Source organism: Streptomyces sp. NBC_01237 (assembly GCF_035917275.1).
GTDB lineage: Bacteria > Actinomycetota > Actinomycetes > Streptomycetales > Streptomycetaceae > Streptomyces.
Window position 1 is genome coordinate 6,764,787 of sequence record NZ_CP108508.1, and the last position, 14,621, is coordinate 6,779,407.

The 14,621-nt window shown below is 69.9% G+C and carries 15 protein-coding genes; 4 read left to right on the top strand and 11 right to left on the bottom strand.

What is annotated here, in order from left to right:
- Positions 1 to 29: 29 nt before the first annotated feature.
- On the bottom strand, positions 30 to 992 hold the full coding sequence (locus OG251_RS30165; protein WP_326680049.1) for an SDR family oxidoreductase: 963 nt from the start codon (positions 990 to 992) through the stop codon (positions 30 to 32).
- Between the two features lie 268 nt (positions 993 to 1,260).
- Between OG251_RS30165 and recA the strand changes: the two genes are divergently transcribed.
- Together recA and recX are read left to right on the top strand one after the other, a co-directional pair.
- A complete protein-coding gene (gene recA, locus OG251_RS30170; RefSeq protein ID WP_326680050.1) occupies positions 1,261 to 2,391 on the top strand; it encodes a recombinase RecA in 1,131 nt (376 codons plus the stop codon).
- A 3-nt stretch (positions 2,392 to 2,394) separates the two neighbouring features.
- Positions 2,395 to 3,138 carry a recombination regulator RecX gene (recX, locus tag OG251_RS30175; RefSeq protein ID WP_326680051.1) on the top strand — a complete coding sequence of 248 codons (744 nt, stop codon included), beginning with the start codon at positions 2,395 to 2,397 and terminating at the stop codon, positions 3,136 to 3,138.
- A gap of 124 nt (positions 3,139 to 3,262) precedes the next feature.
- Here the strand turns inward: recX and OG251_RS30180 are convergent, their stop codons facing one another.
- Entirely contained in the window at positions 3,263 to 3,964 is a 702-nt protein-coding gene (locus OG251_RS30180; protein WP_326680052.1) for a DUF6197 family protein, read from the bottom strand.
- 218 nt (positions 3,965 to 4,182) lie between these two features.
- Here OG251_RS30180 and OG251_RS30185 point away from each other — a divergent pair, with 218 nt between their 5' ends.
- Positions 4,183 to 5,031 (top strand): helix-turn-helix domain-containing protein, encoded by an 849-nt coding sequence (locus OG251_RS30185; protein ID WP_326680053.1) that lies wholly within the window; start codon positions 4,183 to 4,185, stop codon positions 5,029 to 5,031.
- A complete protein-coding gene (locus OG251_RS30190) occupies positions 5,028 to 7,703 on the top strand; it encodes an ABC transporter permease (protein ID WP_326680054.1) in 2,676 nt (891 codons plus the stop codon). Before OG251_RS30185 ends, OG251_RS30190 begins: the two co-directional genes overlap by 4 nt.
- A 49-nt stretch (positions 7,704 to 7,752) precedes the next feature.
- On the opposite strand, the gene OG251_RS30195 is transcribed toward OG251_RS30190, so the two are convergent.
- From OG251_RS30195 to OG251_RS30230, 9 genes are all read right to left on the bottom strand, one after another.
- The gene (locus tag OG251_RS30195) at positions 7,753 to 8,199 is read right to left on the bottom strand and encodes a rhodanese-like domain-containing protein (RefSeq protein ID WP_326680055.1); all 447 of its coding nucleotides are present in this window, start codon (positions 8,197 to 8,199) and stop codon (positions 7,753 to 7,755) included.
- Positions 8,196 to 8,870 (bottom strand): cysteine dioxygenase, encoded by a 675-nt coding sequence (locus OG251_RS30200; RefSeq protein ID WP_442818386.1) that lies wholly within the window; start codon positions 8,868 to 8,870, stop codon positions 8,196 to 8,198. Before OG251_RS30200 ends, OG251_RS30195 begins: the two co-directional genes overlap by 4 nt.
- A 73-nt stretch (positions 8,871 to 8,943) precedes the next feature.
- Positions 8,944 to 9,030, bottom strand: a complete 87-nt coding sequence (locus tag OG251_RS45030; RefSeq protein WP_311605579.1) for a putative leader peptide — start codon at positions 9,028 to 9,030, stop codon at positions 8,944 to 8,946.
- 32 nt (positions 9,031 to 9,062) lie between these two features.
- On the bottom strand, positions 9,063 to 10,718 hold the full coding sequence (locus tag OG251_RS30205) for an FAD-dependent monooxygenase (protein WP_326680056.1): 1,656 nt from the start codon (positions 10,716 to 10,718) through the stop codon (positions 9,063 to 9,065).
- Between the two features lie 157 nt (positions 10,719 to 10,875).
- Complete coding sequence (locus tag OG251_RS30210) at positions 10,876 to 11,871, bottom strand: amino acid ABC transporter permease (RefSeq protein ID WP_326680057.1); 996 nt, start codon at positions 11,869 to 11,871, stop codon at positions 10,876 to 10,878.
- Positions 11,868 to 12,515 carry an amino acid ABC transporter permease gene (locus tag OG251_RS30215; protein WP_073721870.1) on the bottom strand — a complete coding sequence of 216 codons (648 nt, stop codon included), beginning with the start codon at positions 12,513 to 12,515 and terminating at the stop codon, positions 11,868 to 11,870. The genes OG251_RS30210 and OG251_RS30215 overlap by 4 nt, the downstream gene beginning before the upstream one ends.
- Complete coding sequence (locus OG251_RS30220) at positions 12,512 to 12,649, bottom strand: hypothetical protein (protein WP_326680058.1); 138 nt, start codon at positions 12,647 to 12,649, stop codon at positions 12,512 to 12,514. The genes OG251_RS30215 and OG251_RS30220 overlap by 4 nt, the downstream gene beginning before the upstream one ends.
- Before the next feature lie 78 nt (positions 12,650 to 12,727).
- Complete coding sequence (locus tag OG251_RS30225; RefSeq protein ID WP_073721871.1) at positions 12,728 to 13,651, bottom strand: glutamate ABC transporter substrate-binding protein; 924 nt, start codon at positions 13,649 to 13,651, stop codon at positions 12,728 to 12,730.
- Between the two features lie 32 nt (positions 13,652 to 13,683).
- Positions 13,684 to 14,469, bottom strand: a complete 786-nt coding sequence (locus OG251_RS30230; protein WP_326680059.1) for an amino acid ABC transporter ATP-binding protein — start codon at positions 14,467 to 14,469, stop codon at positions 13,684 to 13,686.
- Between the last annotated feature and the right edge of the window lie 152 nt (positions 14,470 to 14,621).

Genomic DNA, 14,621 nt, shown 5'->3' on the forward strand with positions numbered 1-14,621 from the left:
CTCGCGGCCCGGAGCGGGCCCGCGGTGTCTCAGCGGTATCCGGTGACGTCGGCGGGCAGCCCCGGGTCCTGGACCTCGGTCATGTACCGCCAGGCGTCGGGCCGGCTGCCGTCGAGGTCGGTGAAGCCGTAGACCCGCGCCAGCTGCCCGCTGGACAGGGATGTCCCGTTCCAGCGCGCCACCTCGGGGTCCTGCGCGAGGGCGGCCACGGCCCGGCCGACGAAGGACGGGGTCTCGGAGATGGCGAAATGGGGCGAGTGCGCGATCGCGTCACGCCAGGTGGCTTCGGTGACCCCGTGGGCCTGGAGCATGGCCTCGGACCTGAGCCAGCCGGGCGTGAGCGACACGGCGGTCGCGCGGTGCGGTGCCAGTTCGTGCGCGAGGGCGAAGGCCATCCGGTTCACCGCGGCCTTCGCCAGGTCGTAGAAGAACGACACCCGGTAGTTGACGGCGTTGTACTCGTCCGTCCCGTCGGTCACCTCGATGACCAGACCACCCGGCGTCTCGATGAGAAGCGGGATCGCGAAGTGACTGGTGATGGCATGTGTGTCGACCGCCAGCCGCAGGGTGCGCAGGCCGGTTTCCAGGGAGGATTCCCAGACCGACCTGTTCCACTCGATCTCGGCGCCCCAGATGTCGTTCACCAGAATGTGCAGGGCTCCCTGCTCGCTTCCGATACGCCCGACCAGCGCACTGACCTGGTCGGGGACCAGATGGTCCACCTGGACGGCGATCCCCCGGCCGCCCGCGGCGTCGACGAGAGCCGCGGTCTCCTCGATCGTCTCGGGCCGGTCCATCTCGGAACGCTCGGACCCGGTGGTACGACCGGTGACGTACACGGTCGCCCCGGCGGCGCCCAGCTGAACGGCGATTCCCCGGCCCGCGCCGCGGGTAGCCCCCGCGACCAGCGCGACCTTTCCGGCGAGCCCGGAACCTGCAGCGCCGGAACGTGGACCGCCGGGATCCGAAAGTCTTGAATGAGATGTCCGCATATGGCAGGAATTTAGCATGAGGTTCGACACTCTTCATTGACTTGTGGAATGTCGACTGCTATAAGGCGCTACCCTCGGTGGCGCGGGCCCGGCGTGGTGCGCTTGACACTGAAATCGAACATCCATTCTCATGGGATTCCGGCCGGGTTTTCCCGGGCCCGACCGTGGAGTTGTCCACAGGCCGGGAGGACGTCGAGGCCCATTGTCAGTGGCAGGGGTTAGCGTCTTTGACGTGAAGCGATCGACTCAAGCAAATCGGGTGGAACCCATGGCAGGAAACGACCGCGAGAAGGCGTTGGACGCCGCACTCGCACAGATTGAACGGCAATTCGGCAAGGGCGCGGTGATGCGCCTCGGTGAGCGGCCGAACGAGCCGATCGAGGTGATCCCCACCGGGTCGACCGCGCTCGACGTCGCACTCGGCGTCGGCGGCCTGCCGCGTGGCCGTGTGGTGGAGGTGTACGGGCCGGAGTCCTCCGGCAAGACGACGCTGACGCTGCACGCCGTGGCGAACGCGCAGAAGCTCGGCGGCACGGTGGCCTTCATCGACGCCGAGCACGCCCTCGACCCCGAGTACGCGAAGAAGCTCGGCGTCGACATCGACAACCTCATCCTGTCCCAGCCGGACAACGGTGAGCAGGCGCTGGAAATCGTGGACATGCTGATCCGCTCCGGTGCCCTCGACCTGATCGTCATCGACTCCGTCGCGGCCCTGGTGCCCCGTGCGGAGATCGAGGGCGAGATGGGTGACTCGCACGTGGGTCTGCAGGCCCGTCTGATGAGCCAGGCCCTCCGTAAGATCACCAGCGCGCTCAACCAGTCCAAGACCACCGCGATCTTCATCAACCAGCTCCGCGAGAAGATCGGTGTGATGTTCGGCTCCCCGGAGACCACGACCGGTGGCCGGGCCCTGAAGTTCTACGCCTCGGTGCGCCTCGACATCCGCCGGATCGAGACGCTGAAGGACGGTACCGACGCCGTCGGTAACCGCACCCGTGTCAAGGTCGTGAAGAACAAGGTCGCGCCGCCCTTCAAGCAGGCCGAGTTCGACATCCTCTACGGCCAGGGAATCAGCCGCGAGGGCGGCCTGATCGACATGGGCGTGGAGCACGGCTTCGTCCGCAAGGCCGGCGCCTGGTACACGTACGAGGGCGATCAGCTCGGCCAGGGCAAGGAGAACTCCCGCAACTTCCTCAAGGACAACCCCGATCTCGCCAATGAGATCGAGAGGAAGATCCTCGACAAGCTGGGTGTCGGCATCCGGCCGGACAAGGACAAGGCCAAGACAGAGGCCGAACCGGCCACGGACGCGGCGGCGACCACCGACGGTGCGGCGAAGGCGGCACCCGCGTCGGCCACCAAGGCCAAGCCGACCAAGGCCGCGGCGGCAAAGAGCTAGACCGTGACGCGCCGTACGGAGTGGCCGGGCAGCGCCGATGAATCCGGCGCGGGACCCGGTCCCGAGTTCACCGGCGGACCCGGCGAAGGGTTCGTGTCCGAGTCGGGGGACGGTCCCGCAGGACGTTCCCGTTCCCGGTCCCGCGGGGGAGCGGGAACGGGGTTCGGCGAAGGGGCGGGCCGACGCGGCCGCTCCGGCACCAGAAGCAGCGGCTCCCCTTCCTCGTCGAGGGCCGAGAAGGGGGAGCCGCGAGACCCGGTCGAGCAGGCGCGCAACATCTGTCTGCGTCTGCTCACCGGGACCCCTCGAACGCGCAAACAGCTCGCGGACGCCCTGCGCAAGCGTGAGATCCCGGACGAGGCCGCGGAAGAAGTGCTGTCGCGCTTCGAGGACGTCGGGTTGATCGACGATGCGGCGTTCGCGGGCGCCTGGGTGGAGTCCCGGCACCACGGCAGGGGGCTCGCACGCCGCGCCCTCGTCCGCGAACTGCGCACCAAAGGGGTGGACTCCGCCCTTATCGACGAGGCGGTCGGCCGACTCGACTCGGAGCAGGAGGAGGAGACCGCCCGCGAGCTCGTGGCACGCAAGCTCCGCTCCACGCGGGGCCTGGACCGCGACAAACGTCTGCGCCGCCTGGCGGGCATGCTCGCGCGCAAGGGGTACGGGGAGGGCATGGCCCTGCGCGTGGTGCGACAGGCGCTGGAGGAGGAGGGCGAGGACACGGAAGGCTTGGACGAGCCCTTCTGAACCGGGCGGTGGTCCGTCCACGGGGGCGGGGAGGGGCACGGTCAGGACGGGGTGGGGCAGGGCTTTCGGGGCGGGGGAGGGGGCTCCGGCGGCCGGGGGACCGCTTCGTGGGTGGCGGGGCGGATCAGTGCCCGGCGGACGATGCCCGGCGGATGGTGGCGTCGATCAGGGCAAGGGCATCGGTGGCGGTGCGGCCGGGGTGCCGGTTCCAGGGGCCGATCAGGCCTGGCCAGCCCTGGGAGCGGAGCTCGGTGATCAGCCAGGCCCCGGCCCGGTTCACGGTGCCGAGGGATCCGTAACCGAGCCGGTGCGCGGTGAGCAGGGCGCCACAGATGCAGCGGGCGCCACGGGCGTTGCGCAGCCGGTACGGGGTGTTCTGCCAGCCCCACTCGGTCAGGACCTGCCGTGCGTAGCCGAGCTGGGTGGAGGGGCGAAGGTCCGGCTGCCCGACGCGCCGCCAGGCATGGACGCGGTCGGGCAGGGCCGCACCCAGCCGTCCGGGGAGCGGGCGTTCGTACGGCGGGGCGGCGGGCAGCGTCCGCATCGCGTCGTCGATGAGCTGACCGACGGGTACGGACAGCAGGCTTCGCCAGTCGGCCGAGCCCTGCGCCGTGCTCCGGGGCGGGTTCCCCGCCACCACCGGATCCTCTGCCGGTTTCTCCGCTGGTTCCACGGCCGGTTGTGCCGACGGGGTCGACGCCGGGGGGAACGCGGGCGCCGGGGCGGTGTACTCCCAGCCGGTGACGATCTGCTGCCATGCCTCCGTCTCATGAAGGCGGGCCGCCTGGAGGTCGAGCTGATCAGGGGTGAGGGCAGGGGCTTCCATCAGTGCGACATCTCCGTACATTTCGGTCCTCTGTATGAGGCGAATGTCGGTCGCGCACGGCGATTGCTCCACCGGAGTGTGGCGTTCGGGTGTGGTGAAGGGCGGAGGGGGACCGGAAAGTGGGTGAGAAGTGCGTCGAACGGGGGGGCTAACCCCCGTATCAAGACGCAGGCATGCTCCAGTGCACAGATATCTGTGCACAGAGCAGTGTGTACGTCATGGCAGAGAAGCCCGGCGGTACCGAGATCACCGAACTGGCGGCGCTCAAGGCGCTCACCCAGCCGCGACGCCAGCGGATCTTTCAGCACCTCACCCTGCACGGCCCTGCGACGTCCGCGAGCCTGGCCCGTGCCCTCGGTCTGAACACCGGGGCCACCAGCTATCACCTGCGTGAACTGGCCCGGTACGGGTTCGTCGAGGAGACCGCCCCCGAGGACACCCGGCACGAGGAGACCGACACCGAGGGCGCCGAACCTGAAGACACCGGGCCCGAGGGCGCCGAACCCGGGGACACTCGGCACGAGGGAACCGACCCTGAGGGCGCCGAACCTGAAGACACCGAACCCGAAGACACCGGGACCCGAGACGCGGGAGCGTCCGGTTCCGGGGCGGAAGTCCCCGGGGCCCACCGCCGCAGATGGTGGCGTGCGATTCCGGGCGACCGGCGCTTCCCGCCCAGGTCCCGCCAGAACCCCGAGACGCGGCTCGTCATGGACGAGCTCAATCACCACGCGTACGCCGAGGACCTCGCCCTCTTCGAACGGCTCCAGCGCGACGCCCCGCTGCCCGCCCCGGAAAGCGGTCGGCCGAGCGGCCCGGGGCAGGCGGAGGAGGCGGGAGAGCCGGACGAGGGCGAGTGGGCCGATGCCTTCGCGTACTCGCGCGGTTCCCTGCGGCTGACTCTCCCCGAACTCCGCGAGTTCTTCGAGGAGTACATCGCCCTGATGAACCGCTACAAGCGGCCCGAGGGCGATGTCCCTCCCGCGTCCCGCACGGTCCACACCCGCCTGCTCGCCTTCCCGGCCCCCGACTCCACGATCGACCGCACAGAGACGGACGCACGATGATGCTGCGCTACGCACTCCAGACGATCCGGGACCGGAAAGGCGGGTTCCTCGGTGCCCTGCTGGCCCTGATGTGCGCCGCCGCGCTCATCACCGCCTGCGGCACTCTTCTGGAGACCGGTCTTCGCGGAAGGATCACCACCGAGCGGTACGCGGCCACCCCGCTGATCGTCTCGGCCGACCAGAACGTCCACCGGACCACGGTCAAGCACAAGGGCAACGGGAAGACGAAGACCAAGCACAAGGCGAAGCCCGTCGCCGAGCGCGCGTGGCTGCCCGCCGCCACCGCCGACCGGGTACGTGCCCTCGACGGTGTCCACGCGGTGGTCCCCGAACTCACCTTCCTCGCCCAGCCTTTGTCCGACGGCCGGAAGCACATGTCCGCCGACCGGCCGTCGTACGGCCACTCCTGGGCCTCCGCACCGCTCACGCCGTTCGCGATCATCGCGGGCAGGGCCCCGTCCTCGGCCGACGACGTGGTGATCGACCGCGGGCTCGCCGAGCGGGCCGGACTTCAGCCCGGGGACCGGCTCACCGTGCAGTCCACCGGCGTTCCGCGGCCGTACCGCGTGAGCGGAATCGCCGCTCCCACATCGGCCGATGCCTCCCTGCGCCCCGGTGCCTCCCGCGCCTCCGCTGTCTCCCCCACCTCAAAGACCTCCACCGGCTCCGGTGTCCCCGCAGGCGTCGCGGACCGTGCCGACGACGCACATCGCGCCGATCTCAGGCAGCAGACCTCACTCTTCTTCGCCCCCGCGGAGGCCGAGCGGCTCGCCGCCCGCCCCGGCCGGATATCCGCCCTCGGTGTGATCCCAGAGCCCGGCACGGACCCCGGCCGGCTGGAACAGCGGGTCGAGCAGGCGCTGAAGGGCACGACGGCGCAGGTCGCCGCGGGGGACGAACGGGGGCCGGTCGAGTTCCTGGACGCCGCGGGCGCCCGTATCAAACTCATCTCCATGGGAGGCGCGATGGGCGGTACCGCGCTCCTCGTCGCCGTCCTGGTCGTCGTCGGCACATTCGCGCTCTCCATCCAGCAGCGCCACCGCGAATTGGCCCTGCTGCGCGCCATCGCCGCCACTCCTCGCCAGGTCCGCCGGCTGCTCGGCCGTGAAGCGCTGCTGGTGGGAGCCGTGGCCGGGGTGCTGGGATCATGCGCCGGGCTGCCGCTCGCGGGCTGGCTGCACAGTCGATTCATCGACATGGGTGCCGTACCCGCCTCCTTGGAACGCACCACGGGCATCTTCCCGCTGTTCGCCGCGGTCGCCATCACTCTCGTCGGAGCCTGGGCGGCCGCGCGGATCTCCGGCCGCCGGATCTCCCGTATCCGACCCGCCGAGGCCATGGCCGAGTCCGCGGTCGAGGGGGACCGTCCGGCGTGGGGCCGGATCGTCGCGGGGCTGGTGCTGCTGGCGGGCGGTCTGGTCCTCGTCGCCGTACTGGGAATCCTGCGTACCGAGGCCGCGTCGACCCCGGTCACCTTCCTCGCGGTGGTCGTGCTGGCCACCTCCGTCTCCCTGCTGGGGCCGCTCCTGGTCAGGGCGACGGCCGCGCTGCTCGCCGGACCGTTGCGGCAGGCGGGTCCGGGCGGCCGCCTCGCCACCGCCAACCTGCGTGGCCACGCCGCCCGGATGGCCGCTGTCGTCACCCCCCTCACCCTGCTCATCGGGATGACCTGCACCGTTCTCTTCGTCCAGCCCACGCTCGGTGACGCCGCCCGTACACAGGCCCGCGAAGGCACCCGCGCCACCGCGGTCCTGGTGGGTCAGGGCCCCGGAGTCCCGTCCGCCGTCGCCCGGAAGATCCGGGCGACGCCCGGGGTCTCGGCCGCCACCGAAGTCGTACGCACCACCGTGCGGGTGGGCCTGGACAAGTACACGGCCCAGGGCGTCACCCCCGCCGGTCTCAGCCGCACCTGGGACCCGGATGTCACCAGTGGTTCGCTCAACGGTTTCACCACGACCGCTCGTCCAGCCGCGATCAGTGAACTCGCGGCCGACCGGCTGGGTCTCGGTCCCGGCGACGGGCTGGCACTGCACCTGGGCGACGGGACCCCGGCGACCTTCACCGTCGTCGCCGTGTACGCCCGTGGACTGGGCTTCGGCGATCTGACCCTGCCGCACGACCAGGTCGCCCGCCACATGGACAACCCGCTGGCCGCCACGGTCCTGGTGGCCTCGGAGCTGGGACGCGACGAACTCGCCACCGGGATCGCGGAGTTTCCCGGGATCGCCGTTCTCGAACCGGCCGCGGTCGACCGGCTCCAGGCCGACCGCACTCAGGCGAACGCCGAGGTCAACTATCTGGCCATGGGGCTTGTGCTGGCCTTCACCGCCATCGCCGTCGTGAACACCCTCGCCATGTCTGTCTCCGAACGGATCAGGGAGTTCGCGATGCTCCGGCTGGCCGGGGCGACCCGCCGACAGGTCCTGCGGATGCTCCGGATCGAAGCGCTGGCGGTGCTGCTCCTGGCCACCGTCCTCGGCACCGGTATCGCGCTGGCGGTACTGACCGCGTTCAGCGTCGGCATGACCGGCAGCGCGGCACCCGGTGTGCTGCCCCTGGTGTACGCGGAAGTGGTGGGTGCGGCCGCCCTGTTGACCTTGGTCGCCACCGCTCTTCCCGGTCGGCTGGCGCTGAGGACCCGACCGGTGGAGGTGGCCACATCCAGGCAGTAGCCACCCCCTTCGGACACGCGGGGGTGGCTACTGGCCAGGGTGCTCCCGGTCAGGAGGGTGCTCCCGGTCGGGCGTCGACCGGGAGCCCTTGCGCGCGCCATGCCTGGAATCCGCCGATCAGATCGGTGGCCCTGTGCAGTCCCAACTGCCGCAGCGACGCGACCGCGAGGCTCGACGCGTACCCCTCGTTGCAGATCACCACGATCCGGAGGTCGTGGCTGACCGCCTCGGCGGCGCGGTGGCTTCCCTGTGGATCGAGCCGCCACTCCAGTTCGTTGCGCTCCACGACCAGCGCTCCCGGAATGAGGCCGTCCTTCTCGCGAAGCGCCGCATAGCGGATGTCCACCAGGAGTGCGCCGTCCGCCGCTGCCGCCGCCGCGTCCTGCGGGCCGATCCGGTCATAACCGGTCCTGATCCGCTCCAGCAAGGCGTCGATGCCCACCCGTTCCGTACGGTTCGTGCCGCTGTCGGTATCGCCGCTGCCACCGGTGCTCACTGCCAGTCCTCCGGACGTTCGGTCTGCTCAAGGCGGAGTACCGCGCCCGACCGGCTGTACCTGCGGATCTGCGGCAGCGGCGGGTAGTAGGCATGCACCGAGACGGCGTGTTCACGGTCGGACTCGTTCAGCACCTCATGCACATGGTGCTGTCCGAACGCCCGGCCCTGACCTGTCGTCAACTCACGTGACCGGTCGACCCCTTCGCTCAGCTCCAGGGTCTTCCAGCCGTCGGTGGGCAGCCGTGCGGCCAGCGAGTGTTCCCTGAGCGTGCCCGCCGCGGTGGTGAAGGCGCCGATCGAGTCGGCGTGATCGTGCCAGCCGGTGCCGGTGCCGGGGGGCCAGCCGATCAGCCATGCCTCGCTGCCGCCGGGCCCGGCGAGCCGGACCCAGGTGCGTCCCTCGGGGTCGAGGGGCAGGGAGCCGATGAGAGCCGTGTCCTGAGCGGTACGGCGGACGAAGTCGAGCAGCTCTGTGATGCCCGGCCCGGCGGGGGTCGCGGACGCGGAGCCGGCGGGGACAGCGGAACCGGAGATGCCGGTGGAGCCGGCGGAGGAATCGGAGACGTGCGAGGAGTCGGCGCCGGAGGGGGAACCGGGACCGGACGAGGAATCGGCGCCGGAGGGGGAATCGGAGGCAGCCGTGGTTACGGAAGGGGAGGGTGCAGACACAGGGACCGTCCTGAGAGTTCGCGCGAAGGCACAGCCGTGCGGAAAGCGGCACGGGCCGGCAGGGGAAGGCGATTCAGCAGGACGGGCGACACACGCAGCCCGCGTAACGGACGAGGTCCATATGGACCCTCCGCCACAGGCGCACATCGGTGTCGGTCATGATCTGGAGTACACCATGTGCGCCTGCGAGGGTCAATTGATGTCTGCGGTCCGGTCGGAGCCGATGGAGGCACGCACCGAGTGCGCCGTCTCCGTGTCGTCGCCGGTCCCGTCCTCGGAGCGTCCGCCGCCGCGGGCCGCGTCGGCCGCCGCGTACAGCTCCGCGGGCCGCACGCCGCCGAAGGCCGCCACCAGGTGCCCGTCCGGCCTGACCAGCAGCACCGTGTGGGCCGACGCCCCCGGATAGCTCTCGGCCACCAGCAGCTCACTCCTGACCGGTAGCGCGTCGACGGCCTCCACGAGCCGCGGCATGACACCCGCGGTCAGCCAGTGGCGCCGGTCCCACACCCCGGTGCCCGGTGCGATCAGGATCACCAGGAAGTTCCCGCGCCCCTGCCGTTCGCGCAGGCGCACCGTCCTGCCGTCGGGCGCCGTCACCCCGACATCGGTGACCGGCGCACCAGGGGGCGTACCCACGGGGGTGTGCGCCTCGTCGCGCTGCGCAGAAAGGGGGGAGTGCGTGTACGAAGGGGGTGCGCCCAGGGGTCCGCACCCCAGGTGACCGTCGGCGAGCAGGGTGTCGTGCCCTCGCGCACCGCCCGGCACCAGTGTCCGCAGCCCGCCACCGCCGCGCAGTATCGGAAGCGACTGGTCGGCGGCGCGCAGCCGCGCGGCGACCGCGGCCCTGCGCTCGGCCTGGTAGCTGTCCAGCAGCAGGTCACCGGCGCCGTGGTGCCAGGACTGGGCCAGCTTCCAGGCGAGGTTCTCGGCGTCCCGGAGCCCTTCGTCGAGCCCCTGGGTGCCCAGCGCCCCCAGCAGGTGGGCGGCGTCGCCCGCCAGGAACGCGCGCTTCGCCCGCCAGCGCCGGGCGAGCCGGTGATGCAGCGTGTACACCCCGGTGTCCAGCAGTTCGTACGCCGGTGTCTCGCCGCACCACCCCGCCAGGGTGTCCCGGATCCGGGTGATCAGAGCATCGGGGGTGACCAGTTCGCCGCGTGGCGGAAGGAGCCAGTCCAGCCGCCAGACGCCGTCCGGCAGCGGTCGCGCGGTCACTTCGGCGCCGCCGTTGCGCCAGGGCGGCATCCGGTGCAGTACGGCCTGGTCCGGCCACGGAAGTTCGGCGCGCAGCGCGGCGACAGCGTGCCGTTCCACCGCCGTACGGCCGGGAAACCTGATGTCGAGCAGTTTGCGTACGGTGGAACGGGCGCCGTCGCAGCCGACCAGATAACTCCCGCGCCACCACGTCGAACCGGGTTCCCTGGTGTGCACCGTGACCCCGCCGGGGTCCTGCTCAAGGGTGTCGATCCGGCTGAACGGCACCAGCCGCACCAGATCCTGCGCGCGGATCGCGTCCCGCAGGCCGGCGGTGAGGGCGTGCTGGGGCAGATGGACCGGGGCGGACACCGGCGTCTCGCCGTCCTCCCCGCCGAGCGGCACCTCGCGCACCACCTGCTTGCGCCGCATCGAACGCCAGCCGGTCCACCGCAGGCCCGACTCGTCCAGGTTGGTGCAACCGAGCCGTTCCACCAGGTCGGCGGTGTCCTCGCGCAGCACGACGGTGCGTGCGGGGCGCGGCTCCTCCTTGCCCGGACCTTCGTCCAGGAGGACGGAGGGGACACCCTGCGCGGCGAGGGCGAGCGACAGCGTCAGACCGACGGGTCCGGCGCCGACGACGATCACCGGGTCCACGGCGCGTGCCCTCCGGCCCGTACGGTCGTGCGGAACGTGGCGGTCGAAGCCGGGTGCGTGATCACAGAACGTATGCAACCCACTGGGGGTGCTTGCGTCAAGTGACCGAGGCAGCGGCGCGTGCGCCGCTGCCTCGAATGCTCCTGGTGGGAAGGGGTCAGTCCTTGCCCACTCCGGCCCCGTCACCACCACCGATCCCGTCCGTGCCATCCACAGCGGTGGTCCCGGCGATGCCTGCGCCCCCTGCGCCCCCCGTGCCCGTTCCGATGCCCCCCGTGCCGGGGGCGGACGGGCCGCCGGGTGCGTCGAGCACGTCCGTGGTCCCGGTGGCGGCGGCCACCGGGATGCCGGTCTTGGCGCGTCGCCCGCGCTTCTCGATCCAGGTCGCGAGCGCCGACAGCAGCAGACACATCGCGACGTAGATGGTGCCGATGACCGCGATCGTCGAGACGTACGGGTACTGGCCGTTGACCTGAGTGTTGGAGGCGATCAGACGGGCCGTCTGCAGCAGCTCCGGGTACAGGATGATGAAGCCCAGCGAGGTGTCCTTGAGGGTCACCACGAGCTGGCTGATGATCGTCGGCAGCATGGCCCGGACGGCCTGCGGGATCAGCACGCTGACCATGACCTGGGTCTTGCTCATGCCCAGGGCGTACGCCGCTTCGCTCTGTCCCTTGGGCACCGAGTTGATGCCGGCCCGCAGCACTTCGGCCTGCACGCAGCCGTTGTAGACGGACAGGCCGAGCGCCAGGGCCCACATCGAGTAGTCGGTGAGGAAGCCGACCCAGATGGCGTAGATGGTGATCAGCAGCGGGATCGAGCGGAACAGCTCGATGAACGTGGCGGACACCCAGCGGACCGGCTTGTGGTCGGAAAGCCGTCCGACGGCGAGCACCACACCCAGGACCAGCGAGCCGATCGCGGCCAGGCCGAAGGCCTTGAGGGTGGCGACCAGGGCGTCGGCGATGTTCTGCCGGATGCCCGAGTAGTTGAAGATGTCCCACATCTCGGGGGCGAGATGGCCCTTGTCGGACAGCCGCATGATGCTGACGGCGAGCAGCGCCAGGATGGCGAGGCTGCCGAGGACCGCGTAGATCCGGTTGCGGGCGGCGGCCTTGGGTCCCGGTGCGTCGTAGAGAACGCTGGCGCTCATCGGGCGACCTCCATGCGACGCTCCAGCAGCCGGAAGAGGCCGCTGATGACAAAGGTGACGACCAGGTAGCCCAGGGCCACCCAGATGAAGACGGGAGTGATCTCGTAGCCCCTGTCGCTCATCAGCTTCTGCCAGCCGAAGAGTTCGGTGACGCTGAAGGCGCCCGCGATCGCCGAGTTCTTGGTGAGGGCGATGAAGATGCTGCTCAGCGGCGGGATCACGGTCCGGGTGGCCTGCGGGAGCACCACGATCCGCAGTGTCTGGGCGAACGTCATGCCGATCGAGCGCGCGGCCTCGGCCTGGCCCAGCGGAACGGTGTTGATGCCCGAACGGACCGCCTCGCAGACGAACGAGGAGGTGTAGAAGCCGAGCGCCAGCGATCCGAGCAGGAACGGGCTCATGCCCGGGAAGAGGATCTCCGGGACGACGAAGTAGAAGATCAGGAAGAGCAGGGTCAGCGGGGTGTTGCGCAGCAGCGTCACCCAGGCGGTGCCGAAGATCCGCAGCGGCGGCACGGGCGAGACCCGGAAGCCGGCGATGGCGACACCGAGGACCAGGGCGATAACCGAGCTGACGGCGGTGATCGACACTGTTCCTATGAAGCCGTCGCGGAACTCTGGGAAATTGTCGAGCAGTACGTTCATGAGGTCTCCGCGTCGGCGGTCAGCGGCATCAGGGCAGGGGAAGGGGCGCCCCGTACGCACACCGTGTCCGCGAGGGGCGGCAGCGGTGGCGTACGGGACGCTTCGATCACGCGTACGGCGTCAGGGCCGGTCACCCGCGCCGCATCGGTGACGAGACGTCAGCGGCGCGGAACCGGCGGTGGGGCAGGACGCTTTCGGCGACGAGGCGGCGGTCAGTAGCGCTCGATGGCCGGCGGCTCGGTGTAGTCCGAGCCGGACAGGCCCAGCGTCGCCTCGTAGATCTTCTTGTACGTGCCGTCCGTGACGTGCTTCTCCAGCGACTTGTTGATCGCCTCGCGCAGCGCCTTGTCGTCCTTGTTCATGCCGACGCCGTAGGGCTCGTCGGTGAACGGCTTGCCGACGACCTGGAGCTTGCCGGAGTTCGCGGCGGCGTAGCCCTTGAGGATCGAGTCATCGGTGGTGACGGCGTCGATCTGCTTGGTCAGCAGCTGCTGCACGCAGTCCGAGTACTTGGCGAGCTCGACGACGCTCGCACCGTACTCGGGCTTCTTGATCTCCTGGAGGGGAGTGGAGCCGACGATCGAGCAGACCTTCTTGCCCTTCACCGACTCCTTGCCGGTGATGGAGGTGTCGCCCTTGCGCACCAGCAGGTCGGCGCCCGCCTTGTAGTACGGGCCCGCGAAGCCGACCTGCTTCTTGCGCTCGTCGTTGATCGTGTACGTACCGACGAAGTAGTCGACCTGGCCCTTGGAGATCGCCGTCTCGCGGATGCCGGAGTCGACGGTCTTCCACTCGATCTGCTTGTCGGAGAAGCCGAGGTCGGCGGCGATCATCTTGGCGATCTCGATGTCGAAGCCGGAGCGCTCCTTCGTCGACTGGTCCTCGAAGCCCAGGTACGGCTGGTCGGCCTTGGCGCCGATGACCAGCTTGCCGCGCTTCTTGGCCTCCTTGAAGGCCGGAGAGTCCAGGTCGACACCCGTCGCGACGGTGTACGTCGGCAGCTTCGGGGCCTCGGAGGAACCGGGCTTGGTCCCGGACGGCTTGTCGCCGGCCGAACCCTCCTTGCCACCACAGGCGGTCGCGGTCAGGGCGAGCACAGCGATGGCCGCGACAGCGGCCGACTTGCGGAGCTTCATGTGAACTTTCCTTATGTCGTAGGTCGTTGTCGTCAGTGGTGAAGGATCTTCGACAGGAAGTCCTTGGCCCGGTCGCTGCGCGGATTGCTGAAGAACTGGTCGGGCACGGCCTCTTCGACGATCTTCCCGTCCGCCATGAAGACGACACGGTTGGCGGCCGAACGGGCGAAGCCCATCTCATGGGTGACGACGACCATCGTCATCCCGTCCCGGGCCAGCTGCTGCATGACTTCGAGGACCTCGTTGATCATCTCGGGGTCGAGCGCCGAAGTGGGCTCGTCGAAGAGCATGACCTTGGGGTCCATCGCCAACGCCCGCGCGATGGCGACGCGTTGCTGCTGTCCGCCCGAGAGCTGCGCCGGGTACTTGTCGGCCTGCACCCCGACGCCCACCCGGTCGAGCAGGGCCCGGGCCTTCTCCTCCGCGGCCTTCTTCTCCGTCCTGCGGACCTTGGTCTGGCCCAGCATGACGTTCTCCAGCACGGTCTTGTGCGCGAAGAGATTGAACGACTGGAAGACCATGCCCACGTCGGCGCGCAGCCGGGCGAGCTCCTTGCCCTCCTGGGGCAGCGGCTTGCCGTCGATCGAGATCGCGCCCGAGTCGATCGTCTCCAAGCGGTTGATGGTGCGGCACAGCGTGGACTTGCCGGACCCGGAAGGCCCGATGACGACCACGACCTCGCCACGGGCGATGGTCAGGTCGATGTCCTGGAGCACATGCAGCGCGCCGAAGTGCTTGTTGACGTTGCTCAGTACGACAAGGTCGTTCGCCGCAGGCGCGGCATCCTCGGCGGCCTTGGTCACTGAAACTCCGCTCATCGGCTTCTTGCTCCGTCCTCCTCGGTTGGCAAGGACACTAGTGACGCAGTGCGACCAGAGTCATTACATCTGAGCGGAAATTGAGCATAACGATCCGGCGGCAACCGGACACTCCGCGTGAACGGGACGCCTGGAGCAGCGCCGGGGCGTAC